The organism is Actinoplanes sp. GCM10030250 (genome assembly GCF_042666575.1).
Classification (GTDB): Bacteria; Actinomycetota; Actinomycetes; order Mycobacteriales; family Micromonosporaceae; genus Actinoplanes.
The window spans coordinates 1-19,552 of record NZ_JBHTDO010000023.1 but is presented as its reverse complement, the minus strand read 5'-3'; the positions used below and the strand labels follow the sequence as shown (position 1 = coordinate 19,552).

The window sequence follows — 19,552 nt, the reverse complement described above, 5'->3', positions numbered from 1 at the left end:
GCCGTCAGCGCACCACAACCGGATCTTCGTCGGATTTGCGCAGCGACGGCCCGCCCGGTCCGTCCGTTTCGCCCGGCGGGGTGGTGCGGTCCGCCGCGTGCAGCAGCACCCGCAGGACGGTCAGGACGATCGCCGGCACCACGGCCGCGGCCGCCGCTCCGGCCACACCCAGCGCGGTGCCGCCGAGCACCCCGGCGAGCAGGGTCGCCACCGTGGTGCCGGCCAGCCCGGCGCGGACCGCCGGGTTCAGCCCGAACAGCCGGTTCAGGCCGCCCCACGAGGAGAACTGGCAGAACGCCAGCATCAGCGCCCCGCTGAGGGCCAGCAGGGTGAGCGAGCTGTCCAGCAGCGCCTGACCGTTCGCCGCGGCGGCGCGCTGCATCGCGGGGCCGGCCGTACCGTTGCCCAGCGCGGTCAGGAACCGGCCCAGCGTGCCCTGCTCCAGCGGCAGCCGGCTCAGGTCGAGGGCGGCGAAACCGGCTGTCACGGCGAGCCCGGCCAGGGCCGCCCACGCGAACCGGGGGAAGGACAGCCAGCCGCCGGTGCTCATCGCCGCCGCGACGCACACCCCGGCGGTCACCGCGATCGCGCCGACCGGGTCCGCACCGAGGTACGGGCTGCCGACCATCACCACACCGATGCCGCCGAAGAACACCATCACCACCGGCCGCCACCGCCGCTTCGCCCACTGCGCCAGGCAGCCGGCGAGCATCAGCAGGCCCGCCACGAAGGCGCCGAGGCCGACGTTGCCGAGCCCCGCGTAGCGGACCCCGTGCACCGTCGAATAGCCGGCCACGCCGTTGAGCTGCAGCCGGGCCCCGGTGAGCAGGTCGGCGGCGACCACCACCGTGCTGACCGCGGCGACCGACGCCAGCGGCCACAGGGTGCGGGGGTACCGGCGGGTCAGGCGGATCACCAGCGTCCCGGCGACCATCAGCGCCGCCGTCGCGGACCCGAACAGCCACGCCGGATGCTCGGCGGTCCACCAGGGCGCCAGGTCGGCCACCAGCGCCGCCGGGATGGCGAGGCCGGTGGCGATCAGCGCCGACTCGGCGGCACCCACCAGCCGGGCCTGCGGCAGCGACGGCCCGGCCGGTCCGGCGTGCCGGCGCGCCCGGATCAGGATCGGCACCACGGCGGCGAAGAGCAGGAACTGCAGGATCGCCAGGACGGTGAAGAAGATCCCGGCGACACCGCGCTGGGCGATCGCCCGCCGGTCCGCGTCGTGCTCGCCCTGCATCGTCTCCGCCGGATCGGCCGGGCGGTCCGGCGTCACCGTGGCGGCGTAACCGGCGAACAGTTTCGCCGGTGCCGGCCGGTCCAGCACCGACAGCACCGTGGGGGCGAGGTCGACGAGTTGCAGGTAGCCGTCGCGCCCGGTGCTCGCCGAGGTCAGCCGGCCACCCTGCCAGCCCGGTCCCTCGGCGATCGCCACGTGCAGCCGGGAGGAGCGTTCGGTGTCCGACACCCCGGCGATGACCATGAGGGACTGCGCGGGGCGGGCGGCGAGCACCCGGGCCAGCGTCGCGTCGGCGGCGGCAACGGCGGCCTGCCGCTCGGCTCCGGTGCCGCTGATGGTGCCGAGGTCGATGATGCTCAGGACGCAGTCGTCGAGAAGACCGGCCGGGTCGTCGGGCAACTCCGGCAGGTAGACGTCGACGCGGCCGAACGGGCGGGCGGCCGCGATCGCCGCTCCCGGCCCGACGGCGACTGTGCATCGCACCGACTCGGCGAGGGCGCCGGGCGTGGTGCCGTACGGCATCCGGTCCTGGTTGTCACGGACCACCCCACCCTGCTCGATGACGTTCGCGCCGAACCCGTCGGGCTGGGTGAGCTGCGGTACGGCCGGCGGACAGCCACTATCCGCCTCCCCCGTCCGCCAGGCCGCGAAGTTACCGGCCCCCAGCGTCAGCCAGCCGTCCGACGGGCAGGTCACCGAGCGTGCTGAGCGTACCGACAGCCAGCCGACCGAGCCCTTCGTCGCCTCCTGCCACAGGGCCGGCGTGCGCCGCGGATCAAGATCCTCCCAGCGCAGCCCGGCCGCGGCGGCCACCACCACGTAGTCGGCGCTGCCCGGACGGGCCTGCTCGGCGGGACGCATCGTGATCCCGGCCAGGCTCGCCACGGCGATCAGAGCCACCAGCGCGAACGGAACCCAGCCCGGGGTACGCCGGCCGCGTGGCGTACCCGGCCGTGGCACCCGCCGCAACCGGTCCAGCCATCGGAGTACAGGCGTCACCGGTGAACCGCCGCCACTTGCGCGTACGCCGATCGCACATCGGCCACCACGTCTGCCTCCCCCGGCCAGGTCGCCGCCTGACGGGGCCCGCGGGCCGCATAGTCGGCACGCATCCGCGGGTCGGCGAGCATCCGCCGCACCGCCTCGTCCAGCGCCTCCAGATCACCCGGCGGGATCAGCACCGCCGCGTCACCGACCAGGCCCGGCAGCCCGCCGACAGCCGTCGTGATCAGCGGAACCCCGGCGTGCAGCACCTCCTGGGCGAACAACTGGCGCGCCTCCCAGTCGCTGGTGATCACCGCCAGGTCGGCGCCGAGCAGCAGGTCGGCCACGTCGGTGCGGTGCCCGAGCAGGTGGAACGGCGCGTGCAGCCGGGACGCCTGCTGCGCCAGCGGCATGTAGCTGGGCCCGGAACCGGCGACCGCCACCACCGGGGCGGGATCAAGCTCGCGCCACCGGGCGGCGGCGTCGACAAGCAGGTCGTAGTGCTTCTGCGGGTGCAGCCGGCCGACCGACAGGATCAGCGGGGTCGCTCCGCGCAGCCGGAACTCGGCACGCACCGCGGCCCTGCTGCGCCGCGGCGGCGCCATCTCCGGCGCCGCGACCGGGCCCAGCCGGGCGTTTCTCGCGCCGAGCGCGGCGGCGCGTTCCACCAGGTCTTCCGAGGCGCCCAGGGTCAGGGCGGCGCTGCGCGCCACGATCCGTTCCAGCAGGGCGCCGGCCTGGCCTTTGAGGCCTTTGGCAAGGACGGCGTTGTGCCAGGTCACCACGAGGGGTACGCCAGTCCGCGCGATCGCCGCCACGAAAGCGGCCCGCAACCCGTGCGCGTGGATCACCTCGGCCTCGCGCCCGGCGACCGCCCGGCGCAGCGCCCGGATCGCACCCGAGTCCTGCGGGCCGGGGTCGGCCGGGATCTCCACCGGTGCGAAGTCCACCCCGGAGGCGCTGAAGCCGTAGTGCGCGTCGGTGGCCGACGGGCCGCAGACCAGCACCCGGCACCCGGACGCCAGCAGGCCGCGGGCCAGCGAGGCGACGTGGCCGCCGGTGCCGCCGGTGGCGGAGCCCAGCACCAGCACGACCGAGCCGCACCAACCGTCACTGCTCACGAACCGTGCTCCCCCTCGTGCTCAACCATGGGCGACTCTTACGCCCGGCAGACCTTCACGCCCCGCGGCGCACTCGCCGCAGCAGTGTCGCGGCCAGCGGTTTCAGGTCCCGCCGGTCCAGCGCGAACGCCACCGCCAGGAAAACCACGGCGACGGCGACACCGCCCAGCATGCCTTCCGCGAGCGCGGCGAACACGCCCGGGGTGGGCCAGAACACCGTCTCCAGCCCCATCACGGTGCCCCATCCGGCCGCCGCGGCGAGGGCGGCGGCCACCACCGCGGCGACGGCGGCCCGGCCCAGCCCGGCCAGCGCGCCCGCTCCGGCGTGCCGGCGCACCGCCAGGACCAGCAGCAGCCCGGTCACCGACATGCCCAGCGCGTTGGCCAGGCCGAGGCCGAGCAGCTCCGGGCCGTCCCGCAGGCCGGCGGTCACGCCGATCACCGCGGCGCCCGCGCTGAGCCAGCCCACGCCGGAGGCGACCGCCGCCGCGACCGTCGCGCCGCGGGCGTAGAGGGCACGCGACAGCAGCGCGAACAGCGCGTAGCCGAGCAGGCCGGGTGCGAAGCCGACGATGCCGGGGGCGGCGCCGCGGGCGTTCATCAGGTAGGCGGCGGGTACGGCCAGCCCGGCGAGGGCAGCGGTGCCGAGTCCGGCGAGCAGCACGACCGAGCGGGCCGTGCCGGACAGCGCTGTGCCGAACGCCTCCTCGTCGCGGCGCGAGTAGGCGTCCGCGAGCCGGGGGAAGACGGCGGTCGCCAGCGGTACGGCCAGCACCGCCCAGGGCAGCAGGAAGACTGTCTGAGCGCCGTTGAACCGGGCCAGTTGCTGGGCGCCGAGTACCACGATCAGGCCCGCGACGATCTGCTGCGCGCCAACGGTCACGGCGCCGGCCCAGCCCAGCCGGACGGCTTGGCGGCCCTCCCCGCCGGGGAAGCGGTAGGACGGCCGGACCCGCAGGTGCAGGCGGCTCACCGGGATCACCAGGCAGAGGCTGAGCACGACGACGCCGAGGGTGGTGCCGGCTGAGAGGGTCAGTTCACCGGCCGGGGTGAGGCCGTCGAAGCCGGTGCGGGCGCCGTCGATTCCGGCGTAGGTGAGGTAGGCGGTCATCACGGTGACGCTGGACAGCAGTGGTGCGATGACCGGCCAGGCGAACCGGTGGTGCGCCTGAAGGACACCGGCGAGCACGATGCCGACGCCGTAGAGCGGTAGCTGGGGGGAGAACACCCGCAGCATCCGGGCGGCGACCTCCTGGTGTGCGGTGGGTACGCCGTCGAGCAGACCGGTGATCGGGCCGGCGAGCAGCGCGACCACGACGGCCAGGGGGACGGTGAGCGTGAGAACCCAGGTGAGCAGCGCGGACGTGACCTCGCCGACCCGGCGGCGGTCGCCTGCCGCGGCGGCGCCGGCTACGAGCGGGACGACCAGGCTGGCCAGGGCGCCGCCGGCGACCAGCTCGAAGACGATGTTGGGGACCATGTTGGCGGCGAAGTAGAGGTCGGCCAGGTCGGCGTCACCGCCCTCGCCGACGGTGTAGAAGAAGACGAGCGTGCGGCCGAAACCGGTCAGGCGGGCCACCACGGTGAGGATCGTGATGAGCGCGGCAGCCCCGGCGATCTTGACAGCGGTCCCGGCCGGACTGCCGATCGTCCCAGCGGGAGCGGCGCCGGGAAGCGGGGCGGTCTCGCCCGCGCGAGGCGGTGCGCTTTCGGCCGTACCGGAAAGGGGTTTGCCAGAGGGTGAGCCGCCGCCGGGCCCGGAAGGGTGAGTCACGCCCGGGGTGGCCGGCGGCCGAGCTCGTCGAGGGACCGCAGCCACGGCGTGCCGGAAATGACCTTGGTGAAGCTGATCTTCTCGCTGGCCGCCGTCAGCGACGCCAGCGCGGCCAGCGCCACCACCCGGCCCGCCGTACCGGAACGCGCGGTGAACGCGACCCCGAGCAGCGCGCCGAACGCGTTCGCCCCGGAGTCGCCGAGCATGATCTCCTCGTTGAGGTCGGCGGGCAGCAGCGCCGAGCTCGCGCCCAGCATCCCGGCCGTCATCGCGGCGTTGCGGCCGGCCGCGAGCGGCGCACCGAGGATCGTGCCCGCCTTGATCGCCCGGCCGGGGCGCAGGTCGAGCAGGTTCAGCAGGTTCGCCGTCCCGGCGATCACGCCGGCGCCGAGCAGGATGTCCGTCCCGCGGCCCCGGCGGCTGCTCCGGCCGCTGCCGATCAGCGCCGAGGCCACCAGACCCGCCGCGCCCACCCCGACGATCTTGGCCATGCCACTGGTGACGCGGCCCTCGCGCAGAGCGCCCAGGTGGCCGGCGAAGCCCTTGGCCGCCTTCTGCTCCGGGCGGTTGCCGACGATGTCGTCGTAGAAACCGACAGCGCCGCTGACCGCACCCGCCGTCACCGCGGCGGCCGCGAGCCGCGCGGTCGGCGCACCGAAGGCCGCACCGGCTGTCGCGCCGACGGCCAGCGCGGGACCGCCGGCGAGCGTGACCTCACGCCCCTGGAAGTTGGACCGGCGCAGCGCGTCCGACTTCGGGTCGTTGCGCACCCAGGCGAGCGTGGTCCGCGCAATGGACGCGCCGATGCCGAACGAGCGGAGGAAAGCCATGGCCGAGAAGTCTAGACGGGCGTTACTGGGCCGGTGGCGGCACGATCGAGGTGGCGCCGGCGGCCAGACCGTACTGACCGACCCGGTTGGACACCAGCCGCTCGACGGTGGCCATGCCGGTGGCGACCTGACCCTGCACCGTGCTGGCGTTGTCCACCGTGGAGATGGTCTTCACCAGGGCCGGGTCGTTGCGGATGCTCAGCACCAGGTTGCCCTCGCCGGCGCTGTCACCGGCCACCACCAGCGGCCGGTTCTTGCCGAACTGGTCAGCGGCGGTGAGCGCCGCCTGGCTCTTGCGGGGTGCCTCCTTGTCGGTGGCGGGCGCGCCGGCCACCAGCACGATGGCCTCGGCGCCGCCGACCGCCTTCTCCTCCACGGCGAGGTAACCCGCCTGGGCGAACGCGGTCAGCACCGCTGTCACGTCGCCGGGGGTCGGCGTGGTGGTGCCGGTCAGCAGGGTGAGCGCCAGCAGCGCGCTCGCGGTCTCCACCCCGTCGCTGTTCTTCGGCAGGCCGGCCGCCGGGATGCTCACCTGCGACGACTGGTCGGCCAGGTCGAGCAGCTCGTTGAACGAGTTGGGGTCGAGGAACTTCTCCTCGACGGTGATGCGAGCCGTCACGGTCGCGCCGGCCACGTTCAGCATGTTCAGCACGCCCTCGGCCGAGTCGCCCGCGCCGGGCAGGGTCACCACTGCCACCGTGCGGCCGGCGAGCTTGCCGGCCAGCGCATACGGCGCGATCTGGGTGGCGAACTCCTGGTTGCGGTTGGTCTCGTCACGCAACTGGTTCACCTGGTCGCGCTTGACGTCGTTGTCCTTCTTCAGCGCGTTCAGGTTGTTCTTGAGGTTCTCCGAGACCGGGCCGTTGAGCGCCGTGGTGCCGACCACCAGGCCGATCGCGAGCGCGAGGAAGACCGCGGTGAGAGACACCACGTGGTACCGGAAGTTGATCACGACGCCCTCAGAAGAGATTGCTGAGCTGGAACACGAAGTTGTTCCACCACTCGGACACCACGGTGAGATATGCCTTGCCCACCGTCGAGACTGCCACCGCGGAGGCCATCGCCGCCACCGCGGAGAGCACGAGCAGCAGCAGCGCCGACCCGGAGATGTTCTGCCGGTAGAGCCGGCTCACGCCTTTCGCGTCGACCAGCTTGCCGCCGATCTTCAGCCGGGTGAGGAACGTGGAGGCCATGCCGCCGCGGCCCTTGTCGAGGAACTCCACCAGGTTGTAATGCGTGCCGACGGCCACGATCATCGACGCGCCCTTCTCGTCGGCGAGCAGCATGGCGAGGTCCTCGCTGGTGGCGGCGGCCGGGAAGGTCACCGCGTCGACACCGAGCCCGCGCACCCGCTCCAGGCCCGGTGCACGCCCGTCCGGGTACGCGTGGACGATCACCTCGGCACCGCAGCGCAGCACGTCGTCGGTGGCCGAGTCCATGTCCCCGATGATCATGTCGGGGGTGTAGCCGTTCTCCACCAGGGCGTCCGCCCCGCCGTCCACCCCGATCAGAACCGGCTTGTACTCCCGGATGTAGGGCCGCAGAACGTCGAGGTCTTCCTTGTAGTCGTAGCCGCGCACCACGATCAGCACATGCCGCCCGGCGATCGACGTCTGCACGTCGGGCACACCGACACCGTCGAGCAGAAGATCGCGCTCCTGCTTCAGGTAGTCCATGGTGTTCGCGGCGAACGCCTCGAGCTGCACCGACAGCCCCTCACGGGCGTCGGCCATCGACTTGGCGACACTCTCCGCGTCCTGCCGGACCCCGCTCGCCACCGGCTCACCGTCGAGCAGCACGGTGCAGCCGTCGATGCTCACCACCTGGCCCTCGCGGATGCCCTGGAAGACCTCGTCGCCGAGGCCGTCGACCAGGATCACGCCGCCCTGGATCAGCACCTCGGGACCCAGGTTCGGATATCGGCCCGAGATCGACGGCTTCACGTTGAGCACCGCCGTCACACCGGCAGCCACCAGCGAATCGGCGGCGACCCGGTCGAGGTCGACGTGGTCGATCACCGCGATGTCGCCGGGGCGCAGCCGGCCGGTCAGACGCTTGGTCCGCCGATCCAGCCGGGCCGTCCCGGAGACCGGGCCCGGCTCGGTGCCGCGCGTGCGGCGCAGGGTGGGAATGGGAAGTCGCATCCCGGCCATCCTGACATGCCGCCGCGAGCCATCCCGCCGCGACATGCGCCAGCTCACTGACAAGGCGGACAAGTCAGGATTATTCACGACGGTGAGGATCACCTGCCTCACTCGCGCGAGTGCAGCTCAAGGTCGGTCGTGAATAACCCTGATCAACCACGCTTCTCCCGGGCCGCTACAGCGAGCAACTCCTCAGCGTGCGCTATACCCAGGTCGGAATCCGGCAAACCAGCCAACATCCGGGACAATTCCCTCGCCCGCTCGGTCTCCTCCACGATCCGCACACCACTCGTCGTAATCGCTCCGCCGGTGTCTTTCGCGACCACCAGGTGGCGATCAGCGAACGCCGCGACCTGCGGCAGGTGCGTCACGACCAACACCTGATGGGTACGGGCCAGGCGCGCCAGCCGTCTCCCGATCTCCACCGCCGCCGTGCCGCCCACACCGGAGTCCACCTCGTCGAACACCAGCGTCGGCGGGCCACCGGCACCGGCGAACACCACCTCGATCGCCAGCATCACCCGCGACAGCTCACCACCGGAGGCGCCCTTCTGCAGGGGCAGCGCCGGAGCACCCGGATGGGCCAGCAGCCGCATCTCCACCTCGTCGGCACCGTCGGCACCGGCCGCCAGGTCGACACCGTCGACCGTCACCGTCGGCTCGTCCCGCGACGGCGGCCGGGTCAGCACCGCCACCTCGACCCGCGAGTGCGGCATCGCCAGCCCCGCCAGCTCCACACTGACCGCCTCGGAGAACCGGCCCGCCGCCTCCCGCCGCGCCGCCGTCAACCGGCCCGCCAGCTCACCGACCGTCGCGCCCAGCCGCTGCCGCTCCCGGTCCAGCTCCTCGAGCAGTTCGTCGGAGTTGTCCAGCTCGCTCAGCTTGGCCCGGGCGTTCTCCGCCCACACGATCACACCGTCGATGTCGTCCGCATATTTCCGGGTCAGCCCGCGCAGCGCCGCCCGCCGCTCGTAGATCGCCTCCAGCCGGGCCGGATCCGCGTCGAGCGAACTCAGATAGGCCGACAGCTCGGACGAGACGTCACCGACGAGGGTCGCCGCCTCCTCGAGCCGGGCGGCCAGGTCACCGAGCGCCGGATCGACACCGGCCTGCCCCTCCAGCGTGCGGCGGGCGGTGCCCAGCAGCTGCGTCGCATCCGGGGTGTCCTCGGCCGCCTCGACCCCACCGGCGAGCGCCTGAGCGGCCAGGGCGGCGGCGATCCGCAGGCCCTCGGCGTGCTCCAGCCGCTGCACCTCGTTACGCAGGTCGTCGTCCTCACCGGGCTGCGGGTCCACCCGGGTGATCTCGTCGAGACCGAGTTTGAGCAGGTCTGCCTCCTGCGAGCGCTGGCGGGCGTTACGCCGTCGGTCGGCCAGGTCCTCCACCACCGCGCGCCACCGGCCGAACGACTCCCGATAGCCGTCCAGCAGCTTCTCGTGCTCCGGGCCGGCGAACCGGTCGAGCGCGGAACGCTGCTCGGACGGGCGCAGCAGGCGCAGCTGGTCGGACTGGCCGTGCACCGCCAGCACCTGCTCACCCAGCTCGCTGAGCGTCGACACCGGCATGCTGCGGCCACCCACGTGCGCCCGGGACCGGCCCTCGGCCGTCACCGTGCGGCTGAGCAGCACCGAACCGTCCTCGTCGGCCTCACCACCGGCGTCGGTGATCCGGGTGCGCACCGCGTCGCCCAGGGTGCCGCTCAACCGCAGGCGGCCCTCGACGACGGCACGACCCGGGTCGGCCCGGACCCGGCCGGCGTCAGCCCGGCCACCGAACAGCAGACCGAGGCCGGTCACCACCATGGTCTTGCCGGCTCCGGTCTCGCCGGTGATCACGTTCATCCCGGCAGTGAGCCGCAACGTCGTGTCGTCGATGACGCCGAGCCCGGTGATGCGAAGTTCCTCCAGCACACGCAGACAGTAACGGGACCCACCGACAAATGCCCACCGTGGGTTGCCCTGATCAGCGTCGATTCCCCCGCCAGCCGACGACCGGCAACTCGAACTTCGCCACCAGCGTGTCGGTGAACGGCCGCGGCGCCAGACGGACCAGCCGGACCGGCAACTGACCCCTTTCAACCGTCACCGTCGAGCCCGGCGGCAGGTCCCAGGTCCGCCGACCGTCGCAGCACAGCACCGCAAAGGACGTGTACGGGTCGACCGTCAGCACGAACGTCGACGTCGGAGCGGTCACCAGCGGCTTGCTGAACAGCGCGTGGGCACTGATCGGCACGAGCAGCAGCGCCTCCACCTCCGGCCAGACCACGGGTCCACCGGCCGAGAACGCGTACGCCGTCGAACCCGTCGGTGTGGCGCACACCACACCGTCACAGCCGTACCGGGAGAGCGGCCGGCCGTCCACGTCGACGAGCAGTTCGAGCATCTGCGCCCGCTGCCCCTTCTCCACGGTGACCTCGTTGAGCGCCCAGGACTCGGCGATCAGGCGACCGTCGTACTCCGCGCGCACGTCGAGGGTGAGCCGCTCGTCCACCGAGTAGTCACCGGCCACCACCTCCGCGACCGCCTCGTCGATGTGGTCGATCTCGGCCTCGGCGAGGAAGCCGACCTTGCCCAGGTTGATCCCGAGCAGCGGCGCCTTCACCGGCCGGGCCAGCTCCGCCGCCCGCAGGAACGTGCCGTCACCGCCGAGCGCCAGCACGATCTCGACACCCTCGGCCGCCTCCGGATCCTCCACCGGGCGCACCTCGTCCGGCAGGTCCAGGTCGGCGACCTCGTCGGCGATCACCCGCACCTCGAAACCGGCCGCGATCAGGTCCAGCGCCACCGTCCGGGCGTGCTGCATGCTCTGCCGGCGGCCGGTGTGCGTGACCATCAGGGCGGAGCGCGTCATTTTTCCTCCAAGAGGGCCACCGGCTCACCGTCCGGTCCGGCGGAAGATACCGCTCCGGAAGGCCCGGCGGCGACAACAGTCTCGATCCGGGCCCGGTCCGCCGGCGGGGCGTCACGCCGGAACCACACGAAGAACTCCACGTTGCCGCTCGGGCCGGGCAGCGGGCTCGCGGTGACGTCCACCACGCCCAGGCCCAGCTCCGCGGCCGCCGCCGCCACGTCCAGCACGGCCTCGGCGCGCAGCCGCCAGTCGCGGACGACACCACCGGTACCGACCCGCTCCTTGCCGACCTCGAACTGCGGCTTGACCATCAGCGCCAGGTCGCCTTCCGGTGCCGTACAGGCGGCCAGCGCGGGCAGCACCAGCCGCAGCGAGATGAACGACAGGTCGGCCACGGTCAGGTCGACCGGGCCGCCGATCGCCTCCGGCGTCAGCGTCCGCACGTTGGTGCGCTCCTGCACCACGACCCGCTCGTCGGTGCGGATCGGCCAGGCCAGCTGCCCGTAACCGACGTCGACCGCCACCACCTGCCGGGCACCGGCGCGCAGCAGCACATCGGTGAACCCGCCGGTCGAGGCACCGGCGTCCAGGCAGCGGCGCCCCTCGACGCCCAGGCCCTTGAAGCCCTCGAGCGCACCGGCCAGCTTGTGGCCACCCCGCGACACGTACTCCGTCTTCGGATCGTCACCGGTCACCACGATCGGGTCGGCCGGATCCACCATGGCCGCCACCTTCTGGGCGACGTTTCCACGGACCTGCACACGGCCGGCCGCGACGAGCGCGGCGGCCTGTTCCCGGGAACGAGCGAGCTTGCGGCGGACGAGCTCGGCGTCCAGTCGCGCACGGCGGGCCATCAAAGATCCTTTTGCGTACGGGTGATCAGCGGTCGATGCTCGCCAGGGTCTCCTGGAGCACCTGGTGCGCGGCCTCGTACTCGGCGATCTGCTCCGCCGGTGCCAGCCGCGCGGCGTTGGCGAGCGACCGTAGCACCGCGTCGACGGCGGGGTGACCGGTGTCCTCCCCGTTCCCGTTCTCGCCGTGGGTCTCCCCCCAGTTCTCGTCGGCGGCGTGCACCGGCGGCTGCGACTGATCGAATCCGGTCCCCTGCTGACGGCCGCCCGGATAGCCGGGTGCGGGTGTGGGCGCGGGCCGGTATCCGCCCGGCTGAGGTCCTGGCCGGAACCCGCCGGGCGGCGGGCCGGGACGCGGGCCGGGTTGGGCGGAGTGGGGGAACGTCACGAGGTCACGCCTGGCGTGGAGTCGGTCCGGCCGGCGTTCTCCGGTGCCGTCGGCTGAGTGGGCACCTGGGCGGCCTTCTTCGCCGCCGCGCTCTTGCGCACAGCCTTCTGCGCTGTCGCCTTCCGTGGCGTGGCTGCCTTCTTCGCCGGCGCCCGCTGAGCCAGAGTCTCCGGCGTCACGGCCGTCTCACCGGCAGCCTTGACCGGCGTCGCCCTCTTCCGAGGCGCACCAGTCTTCCGCGGCGCCGTCTCACCCACCGGTGGCAGCACAGTCGCCGCCGCCGCTTCCGTCACCGCGCTCACCGGCGCCGCCGCCGTGCCCGCCGGACCCGACTGGCCCAGCACCGGCTCCGCCTTCGCCGGCTCCGCCTTCGCCGGTGCCTGCCCAGCCACCGCCTTCTTCGCCGGTGCCCGCTTCGCCACAGCCTTCTTCGCCGGTGCCGCACCCGGCACCACGCCGCTACCCGCCGGCTCGGCCTGCGCACGCTTGACCGGCGCGCGCTTGACCGGCGCCTTGACCGGCGCCGCCGGAGACGTGACCGGCGCGCTCAGCCCGGCGGCCTCAGCCACCGGCCCCGACGACGCCGCGGCATTACCCAGCGGCCCGGCCGGACCGGTCCCCGCCGACGGCATAGCGTTCGGCTTGGCCTTCAGCGCCTTCTTCGCCACCGTCTTCTTGGCCGGGCGCGGCAGCGGCGCGGGCTTCTCCACCCGCGTCCCCGCGGCACCGGCGGTCGTCGACTCGGCGGCGGTCGCGCGGGCCTGCGCCTCCCGCAGTTGCCGTTCCAGATCGTGGACGCGCGACGTCAGATCCGACACCTCGTCCGCGGTGGCCAGTCCCACCCGTCCGAGTGCCCGGTCCACCTCGTAGCGGACGATGTTCGTCAACGCCTCACGGTTCGCCACTCCGGCCGAGACCAGGTCCTCCACGAGGCCCTGCAGTTGCGCTGCCGTGGCACCACCCTTGCTGAGCAACTCGCCGGCGACCTGTTGCGCCTTCTTGCGGGGTGTTTCCGTCAACCCCAGCGCCAAATCCAGATAAGCCCGCCATGCATCCGTCATGATCTCGCCTCCTCTCGCCGCGTCGGGTGCCACGCTACCGGGCACCCCGGTGAAACTCCTGAGGTACCGTGCTGGTCGTGAAGCTGGTGTCGTGAAGGAGGGTGCCGATGGCCACCGTGGACGAGTGCCGCCAAGCGGTGCACGATCTTGCCGCCAAACTCGCCGCCAATGCGGAGACACAGGGCCGGCTCGACTTCGACCGGACCCTCGCCTGCCGGGTCACCGACCTGGAGACGGCGTTCCACGGGCGGTTGACCGGTGGCCGGCTCATCGACATCGCCGACGGTGACGACCCCCGGGCGAAGATCGCGCTGATCGCCGCGAGCGACGACCTGATCGCCCTGATCAACGGCCGGCTGGACGTCACCCGGGCCATCGCGTCCCGGCAGATCTCCATCAAGGCGAACCCGTTCGACCTGCTCAAACTCCGCAAACTCCTCTGACCCGGCCGAATATGCCCCGGCCCGAAACCGACCCGGCCGAATACGACCCGGCCGAATACGACCCGGCCGAATACGACCCGGCCGAATACGACCCGGCCGCAGCCGACCGGCCGGCACTGACCGGATTGGATCACCCAGCCGCACAGGGATACGAGGCCGGCCCGGTATTCGTTCAGGCGTCAGCGGAGAGTTTGTGCAGCCCGGCGAGCACCTGATCGGCCGCCGCCGTCGCCGTCGACAGCTGCCCGGTCACCTCCGCCAGCACCGCCGCCTGTTCCTCCACCGAGGACGCGATGTTGAGCTGCAACTCGTGGATGCCGTCGACCGCACCGGCCGTGGACGCGAACGTCTGCGCCACGTCGTCCGTCTCCGCCACGATCGCGGTGATCACCTGGTTGACCTTCTCCACCGACGAGGCGGTCTCCCGAGCCAGGTCCTTGACCTCGCCGGCCACCACCGCGAATCCCTTGCCGAGTTCACCCGCACGGGCGGCCTCGATCGTGGCGTTGAGGGCCAGCAGGTTCGTCTGCCCCGCGAGCGAGGCGATGACCGCGTTGACGTGGGCGATCTCGCTCACCGACTGCTCGAGCTTGCGTACCTTCTCCCCCGCCGACGCCGCCGCGTCCTTACCGTCCGCGGCGGTGCTCGCGGCCGAGGACGACCGGGACGCGATGTCCTTCACCGAGGCGGTGAGCATCGACAGCTCCCGGTCCACCGCCGCCACCGCGGAGATCGCGGCGTGCGCCTCGGAGCTGATCGCCGCCACGTCCGCGGTGATCCGCCGGGTGTTCTCGGCGGCCGTCTCCGAACGCAGCCGCAAATCGTCGGCGGCCCGCTCCCGCGCCTCGTGCTCGGCCCGTTCCACCTCGCGCCGGGCGGACTCGGCCTGGCGCGCCAGCTCCTCGTTCTCCCGTTCCGCCTGTTCCGCGAAGTGCCAGAAGACCACGATGCCGACCACTTCGAGGGTGAGCAGACCGGCGTGCAGGGCGACCATCGCGACCGCCGCGCCGATGCCCATGTGATGGTCGCCGAACACCCGGTCCGGCGCCAGCAGTCCCACCACACCGTGATGCACCACCACGACCACGATCGACGACACCAGCGGCGCCCATTGCTGGTACAGCGCCACGAAGATCAGCACCGCGTACAGGTGGATGTGCGTGGCCATCTCGCCGCCACTGAGCTCGATCAGCACGAACGTGCACGCGATCAGACCGACGCTGACGTGTGACGCCTTCGCCTTCACCGACGGCAGGGCGGGCGGGATCGCGGCCCACGCACCGACCGCGACCGTCAGCAGCACCGCCGCCCACGGCGGCCGCGGGCCGAGGATGCCGACCACCAGGAAGACCGGCACGTGGAACCAGAGCAGCCTGCTGACGATCCGGTGCCGGGCCTGCCAGGACACCTCGGAAAGCCGGGCACCGCGAGGCAGTGTCAGAGAACTCACACCTACCTGTTCGGCCGGAACCGCCCGGCCGTGACCCCGCTGGGACAGAAGTTGCCGATGGCTTGTCCGGCAGAAGGCGCAAGGACGGCCTTTCCGGGCCGCGAACGGTGCGACGATGGAAGCAGCCGGCAGTCCGGCCGGTCCAGGTAACTGGGAGGGATCATGAATCGTCCCCGCCCCGGCATGCCGCGCTTCGACGACACGGTGACCGCCGCGAACGTGCACGAGCGCGCCGAGCAGGTGGCCGTCCCCAACTTCGACTGGATGTCCGGCCCGGTGCTGGCCTTCGTCGACGGCCTGCTGCACATCGACCCCGACGCACCCTTGCCACGCCGCCGCCGTTATTCGCCGCCGCGCCCCATCCAGGCGGCACCGCACACCGACGACGCCGCACACAGCGCCGGCCATCTCCTGGCCGACATAACAAGAATCAATCCACACCGATAAAAGCTTTTTCGCGTACGCCTAAAAGCACCCGCATACAAAAAGTGTGTGGATCCCGGGTGTCTTTTCGAACCCGAAATCCACACACTCAAGAAGCCTGGAAACCCCAGGACCGCAGAAGTTCCCCGGCGGCCCCGGAGCCGGCCCGCACCGCGGAGGGTGCGACACCGTCCCAGGTCACCCGGCAGAGCAGCCGCAAGGCATCAACCGGGTCACCCGAGCCGTCCAGGGTCGCCTCGTCACCGTCGCGGACGATCCGCCAGCCACCGGCCTCGTCGCCGGTGGCCGGGACACGTGCGTCCTCGGCCGGCCGGAACAGGCCCGACAGGTCCGCGGTCACGAACGTAGGCCGGCGTTCCGGCGGCGCGGCCAGCAGGTCGGCCGGTCCGCTCACACCGGTGAGGACGAGCAGGCTGTCGATCCCGGCATTGACCAAGCCCTCGATGTCGGTGTCCAGCCGGTCACCGATGCCGAGCGGCCGCTCCGCCTTCGACAGCGCGACCGCCGCCGTGAAGATGCCCGGCTGCGGCTTGCCGACCACGACGTCCGGCTCCCGGTCGAGCGCCGTCCGCAGCACCGCCACCAGCGAGCCGTTGCCCGGCAGCGGGCCGCGCGGGCTCGGCAGCGTGCGGTCGGTGTTCGTCGCGAACCAGGTCGCACCGGCCCGTACCGCGAGCGCCGCCTCGGCCAGGTTCTTCCATCCGACCTCGGGGCCGTACCCCTGAAGGACCGCAACCGGCGCGTCCTCGGCCGAACCGACAGGGGTGAGGCCCGCGTCGCGGACCTCGTCGCGCAGCGCGTCAGCACCGACCACCAGCACCGGCGAACCGGCCGGCAACCGCTCCGCGAGCAGAGCCGCCGAGGCGCCGGCCGAGGTGAGCACCTCGGCCGGCGCAGCGCTGACGCCCATCCCGTTGAGCAGCGCGGCGACATCCGCGGCCCGCCGGGACGCGTTGTTCGTCGCGTACGCGATGGCGGTCCCGTCGGCCCGCAACCGCTCCACGGCCTCGGCCGCACCCGGAATCGGCTTGTCGATCAGGAACACGACGCCGTCCAGGTCGAAGACAGCCAGGTCGTAGCCGCTCGCCAGGTGGTCGGTCACGACCGGGGTCGCTCGTCCTCAGCCCGCCCGACGAACTCGTCCTGGCCCTTCTGGTCCTGGTCCTTGTCGTCCTGGCCCTTCTCGTCATCCTCGGACTTCGCCGCCGCGTCCGCGGTCGCCGGCTCGACGTCATCCTCAGCGTCGTCGTCCGCGTCGTCCGCGTCCGCGTCGTCATCGTCCGCGTCCTCCGCGTCGTCGTCCTCGTCGTCGAACTCGTCCTCGTCACCCTCGCGAGCGGTCTCGTTCTCGACCTCGGGACCGGCCTCGCCCAGCGCGGCCTCGGTCTCCTCGTCCTCATCGTCGTCGTCGCCCTCGATGGAGACGCCGTCGAGCTCGAGCAGCCGCTCGGCCGCGTCGGTGAGCTGCTCCGAGTCGGCGGCAGCCGCCCGCGCGAACCACTCACGGGCCTCGTCACGGCGGCCGGCCGCGAGCAGGGCGTCAGCGAACGCGTACCGCAGGCGTGCGGTCCAGTCGGCCTCGACCTCGGCGGTCAGCTCGTTCACCTGGAGCATCGCCACAGCCGCGTCGTGCTGGCCCAGGTCACCCCGGGCACCAGCCGCCACGATCAGCAGCTCGATCGCGCTGTCCTTGTCGAGGCTCGCCAGGTCCGCACCGCGGAACAGGTCGATCGCCCGCTCCGGACGGCCCAGCGCGCGCTCGCAGTCGGCCAGCTCGGCCAGGTGCGTCTGCTTACCGGTCATCCGGTGGTAGGTGCGCAGCTCCGCGATAGCGGTCGTCCAGTCACCGGCCGCGTACGCCGCCAGGCCGACGGCCTCCCGAACCACAGCGATCCGCGATGCCAGCCGCCGCGCGGCGATGGCGTGCTGGAGCGCCAGCTCGGAGTCCTCGTCGATGATCGTGCCGGCCGCGACGAGGTGACGTGCCACCTTGTCAGCAACCTCCCGCGCCAGCGCGACCAGCTCGGCACGCACCTCCTGGTCGAGGTCGGTCGCAACGATCTCGTCGGGAATGTCGGGCGCCTGGAAGGCCGGCTGGCCGTCCTGCTCCTGACGGTTGGCGGCGTCCTCACGGAACCCACCACGGTCCCGGTCACCCCGGAACCCACCACGGTCGCCCCGGTCGTCGCTGCGGAAACCGCCACGGTCGCCACCGCCCTGGTAACCCGGACGGTCACCACCACGGTTACGGTCGCCACCACCCTGGTAGCCGCCCCGGTCACGGTCGCCGCCACGGAACCCACCGCGGTCGCCGCCACCCTGGTAGCCGGGCCGGTCGCCCTGCGGACGGTCACTGCGGAAGCCACTGCCCTGCGGACGGTCACCACCGCGGTATCCACCACGGTCGCCACCACCCTGGTAACCCGGACGGTCACCGCCACGGTTGCGGTCGCCACCCTGGAAGCTCTCCCGCGGGCCACTCTGCGAACGGTCGCCACCCCGGTAGCCGCCACGGTCGCCGCCACCCTGGTAACCCGGACGGTCACCACCACGGTTACGGTCGCCACCACCCTGGTAGCCGCCCCGGTCGCCGCCACCCTGGTAACCACCGCGCGAACCGCCACGGTCGCCGCCACCCTGGTAGCCGCCACCCTGGTAGCCGCCACGCGAACCGCCACGGTCGCCGCCACCCTGGTAGCCGGGCCGGTCACCCTGCGGACGGTCGCCGCCACGGAATCCGCCACGGTCGCCACCGCCCTGGTAACCACCGCGCGAGCCGCCACGGTCGCCGCCACCCTGATAGCCGCCGCGCGAACCGCCACGGTCACCGCCACCCTGGTAGCCGGGCCGGTCACCCTGCGGACGATCGCCGCCACGGAATCCGCCACGGTCGCCACCGCCCTGGTAACCCGGACGGTCACCACCACGGTCACGGTCGCCACCACGGAACCCACCGCGGTCACCGCCACCCTGGTAACCGGGACGGTCGCCCTGCGGACGGTCACTACGGAAGCCGCCACGGTCGCCGCCACCCTGGTAGCCGCCACGCGAGCCACCCCGGTCGCCACCACCCTGGTAACCCGGACGGTCACCACCACGGTCACGGTCGCCACCACGGAACCCACCGCGGTCACCGCCACCCTGGTAACCGGGACGGTCGCCCTGCGGACGGTCACTACGGAAGCCACCGCGGTCGCCGCCACCCTGGTAGCCGCCACGCTCTACGCCACGCGAACCACCACGGTCGCCGCCGGCCGAAGAGCCGCCACGGTCGTCCCGGCGGAAGCCGCCACGATCGCCGCCACCCTGGTAACCACCGCGCGAACCACCGCGGTCGCCGCCACCCTGGTAACCACCGCGGTCGCCGCCACCCTGGTAACCACCGCGCGAACCACCGCGGTCACCGCCACCCTGGTAACCACCGCGCGAGCCGCCACGGTCGCCGCCACCCTGGTAACCGCCACGCGAGCCACCCCGGTCGCCGCCACCCTGATAGCCGCCACGCGAGCCACCCCGGTCGCCGCCGCCCTGGTAGCCGCCACGGTCGCGGTCGCCGCCGCGGAACCCGCCGCGGTCGCCGCCGGCAGAGGAGCCACCACGGTCAGCACCGCGGGAACCGCCGCCCTGGTAGCCGCCCCGGTCACCGCGACGCGCGTCGCCGTCACCGTCGCGACCGCGGGGGGGACGACGATCGTCGTCGCGGTTGCTGTCGCGGTTGCTGGAGCCGCCGTCCTGCGGTCCTGTACTCACGGATCATTCCTTCCAGTACGGCGGCGAATCCTCGGCCCGAGTGGCCTTGCCTCGACACACGCTGTTCTCGAATCACAAAGTTACTAGGGGACTCGCCCATAAACGCAATCGAGGGCCGACCCCGAGCTGGGGCGGCCCTCGATCGTTCATGTTTGAGTCCGGCGGCGTCCTACTCTCCCACACCCTCCCGAGTGCAGTACCATCGGCGCTGGCGGGCTTAGC

16 protein-coding genes and 1 pseudogene are annotated in these 19,552 nt (G+C 72.6%); 3 read left to right on the top strand and 14 right to left on the bottom strand.

The annotated features are described in order from the left end of the window. Nucleotides 1–4: 4 nt before the first annotated feature. The 11 genes and pseudogenes from ACFQV6_RS26530 to ACFQV6_RS26480 all read right to left on the bottom strand — a co-directional run. Nucleotides 5–2,239, bottom strand: a complete 2,235-nt coding sequence (locus ACFQV6_RS26530) for a hypothetical protein (RefSeq protein WP_378030303.1) — start codon at nt 2,237–2,239, stop codon at nt 5–7. After that, complete coding sequence (locus tag ACFQV6_RS26525) at nt 2,236–3,345, bottom strand: glycosyltransferase family 4 protein (protein ID WP_378030302.1); 1,110 nt, start codon at nt 3,343–3,345, stop codon at nt 2,236–2,238. The genes ACFQV6_RS26530 and ACFQV6_RS26525 overlap by 4 nt, the downstream gene beginning before the upstream one ends. Before the next feature lie 55 nt (nt 3,346–3,400). After that, complete coding sequence (gene murJ / locus ACFQV6_RS26520) at nt 3,401–5,119, bottom strand: murein biosynthesis integral membrane protein MurJ (RefSeq protein ID WP_378030301.1); 1,719 nt, start codon at nt 5,117–5,119, stop codon at nt 3,401–3,403. Further along, entirely contained in the window at nt 5,116–5,949 is an 834-nt protein-coding gene (locus ACFQV6_RS26515; RefSeq protein WP_378030300.1) for a hypothetical protein, read from the bottom strand. The genes murJ and ACFQV6_RS26515 overlap by 4 nt, the downstream gene beginning before the upstream one ends. A 22-nt stretch (nt 5,950–5,971) precedes the next feature. After that, the gene (locus tag ACFQV6_RS26510) at nt 5,972–6,901 is read right to left on the bottom strand and encodes a copper transporter (RefSeq protein ID WP_378030299.1); all 930 of its coding nucleotides are present in this window, start codon (nt 6,899–6,901) and stop codon (nt 5,972–5,974) included. A 7-nt stretch (nt 6,902–6,908) separates the two neighbouring features. Continuing rightward, entirely contained in the window at nt 6,909–8,102 is a 1,194-nt protein-coding gene (steA, locus tag ACFQV6_RS26505; RefSeq protein WP_378030434.1) for a putative cytokinetic ring protein SteA, read from the bottom strand. 143 nt (nt 8,103–8,245) lie between these two features. Next, nucleotides 8,246–10,003 carry a DNA repair protein RecN gene (gene recN, locus ACFQV6_RS26500; protein WP_378030298.1) on the bottom strand — a complete coding sequence of 586 codons (1,758 nt, stop codon included), beginning with the start codon at nt 10,001–10,003 and terminating at the stop codon, nt 8,246–8,248. Between the two features lie 52 nt (nt 10,004–10,055). Beyond that, complete coding sequence (locus ACFQV6_RS26495) at nt 10,056–10,943, bottom strand: NAD kinase (protein ID WP_378030297.1); 888 nt, start codon at nt 10,941–10,943, stop codon at nt 10,056–10,058. Next, the gene (locus ACFQV6_RS26490) at nt 10,940–11,797 is read right to left on the bottom strand and encodes a TlyA family RNA methyltransferase (protein WP_378030296.1); all 858 of its coding nucleotides are present in this window, start codon (nt 11,795–11,797) and stop codon (nt 10,940–10,942) included. Before ACFQV6_RS26490 ends, ACFQV6_RS26495 begins: the two co-directional genes overlap by 4 nt. Before the next feature lie 25 nt (nt 11,798–11,822). Further along, nucleotides 11,823–12,182 carry a hypothetical protein gene (locus ACFQV6_RS26485; protein ID WP_378030295.1) on the bottom strand — a complete coding sequence of 120 codons (360 nt, stop codon included), beginning with the start codon at nt 12,180–12,182 and terminating at the stop codon, nt 11,823–11,825. A gap of 320 nt (nt 12,183–12,502) precedes the next feature. Then, nucleotides 12,503–13,243: pseudogene (locus tag ACFQV6_RS26480) on the bottom strand (hypothetical protein); the annotation flags it as partial. A 107-nt stretch (nt 13,244–13,350) separates the two neighbouring features. On the opposite strand from ACFQV6_RS26480, the gene ACFQV6_RS26475 reads away from it, so the two are divergent. Then, a complete protein-coding gene (locus ACFQV6_RS26475) occupies nt 13,351–13,686 on the top strand; it encodes an SCP2 sterol-binding domain-containing protein (protein WP_378030294.1) in 336 nt (111 codons plus the stop codon). Between the two features lie 172 nt (nt 13,687–13,858). Here the strand turns inward: ACFQV6_RS26475 and ACFQV6_RS26470 are convergent, their stop codons facing one another. Continuing rightward, nucleotides 13,859–15,136 (bottom strand): methyl-accepting chemotaxis protein, encoded by a 1,278-nt coding sequence (locus ACFQV6_RS26470; RefSeq protein WP_378030293.1) that lies wholly within the window; start codon nt 15,134–15,136, stop codon nt 13,859–13,861. 162 nt (nt 15,137–15,298) lie between these two features. Here ACFQV6_RS26470 and ACFQV6_RS26465 point away from each other — a divergent pair, with 162 nt between their 5' ends. Beyond that, nucleotides 15,299–15,583: a hypothetical protein gene (locus ACFQV6_RS26465; protein ID WP_378030292.1), complete on the top strand. Its 285-nt coding sequence runs from the start codon at nt 15,299–15,301 to the stop codon at nt 15,581–15,583. Between the two features lie 85 nt (nt 15,584–15,668). Here ACFQV6_RS26465 and ACFQV6_RS26460 read toward each other — a convergent pair whose 3' ends face one another. Both ACFQV6_RS26460 and ACFQV6_RS26455 read right to left on the bottom strand, forming a co-directional pair. Next, on the bottom strand, nt 15,669–16,682 hold the full coding sequence (locus ACFQV6_RS26460) for an HAD-IIA family hydrolase (RefSeq protein WP_378030291.1): 1,014 nt from the start codon (nt 16,680–16,682) through the stop codon (nt 15,669–15,671). Further along, on the bottom strand, nt 16,679–17,569 hold the full coding sequence (locus ACFQV6_RS26455) for a Replicase polyprotein 1ab (RefSeq protein ID WP_378030290.1): 891 nt from the start codon (nt 17,567–17,569) through the stop codon (nt 16,679–16,681). The genes ACFQV6_RS26460 and ACFQV6_RS26455 overlap by 4 nt, the downstream gene beginning before the upstream one ends. Here ACFQV6_RS26455 and ACFQV6_RS26450 point away from each other — a divergent pair. Next, on the top strand, nt 17,504–19,417 hold the full coding sequence (locus ACFQV6_RS26450) for a hypothetical protein (protein WP_378030289.1): 1,914 nt from the start codon (nt 17,504–17,506) through the stop codon (nt 19,415–19,417). The two genes, ACFQV6_RS26455 and ACFQV6_RS26450, sit on opposite strands and share 66 nt — an antisense overlap. Nucleotides 19,418–19,552 lie beyond the last annotated feature (135 nt).

Coding starts and splice junctions, on each gene's coding strand:
- ACFQV6_RS26515 (WP_378030300.1), bottom strand. CDS start 5,949: ATGGCTTTCCTCCGCTCGTTCGGCATCGGCGCGTCCATTGCGCGGACC.
- steA (WP_378030434.1), bottom strand. CDS start 8,102: ATGGCCGGGATGCGACTTCCCATTCCCACCCTGCGCCGCACGCGCGGC.
- ACFQV6_RS26495 (WP_378030297.1), bottom strand. CDS start 10,943: ATGACGCGCTCCGCCCTGATGGTCACGCACACCGGCCGCCGGCAGAGC.
- ACFQV6_RS26490 (WP_378030296.1), bottom strand. CDS start 11,797: ATGGCCCGCCGTGCGCGACTGGACGCCGAGCTCGTCCGCCGCAAGCTC.
- ACFQV6_RS26475 (WP_378030294.1), top strand. CDS start 13,351: ATGGCCACCGTGGACGAGTGCCGCCAAGCGGTGCACGATCTTGCCGCC.
- ACFQV6_RS26465 (WP_378030292.1), top strand. CDS start 15,299: ATGAATCGTCCCCGCCCCGGCATGCCGCGCTTCGACGACACGGTGACC.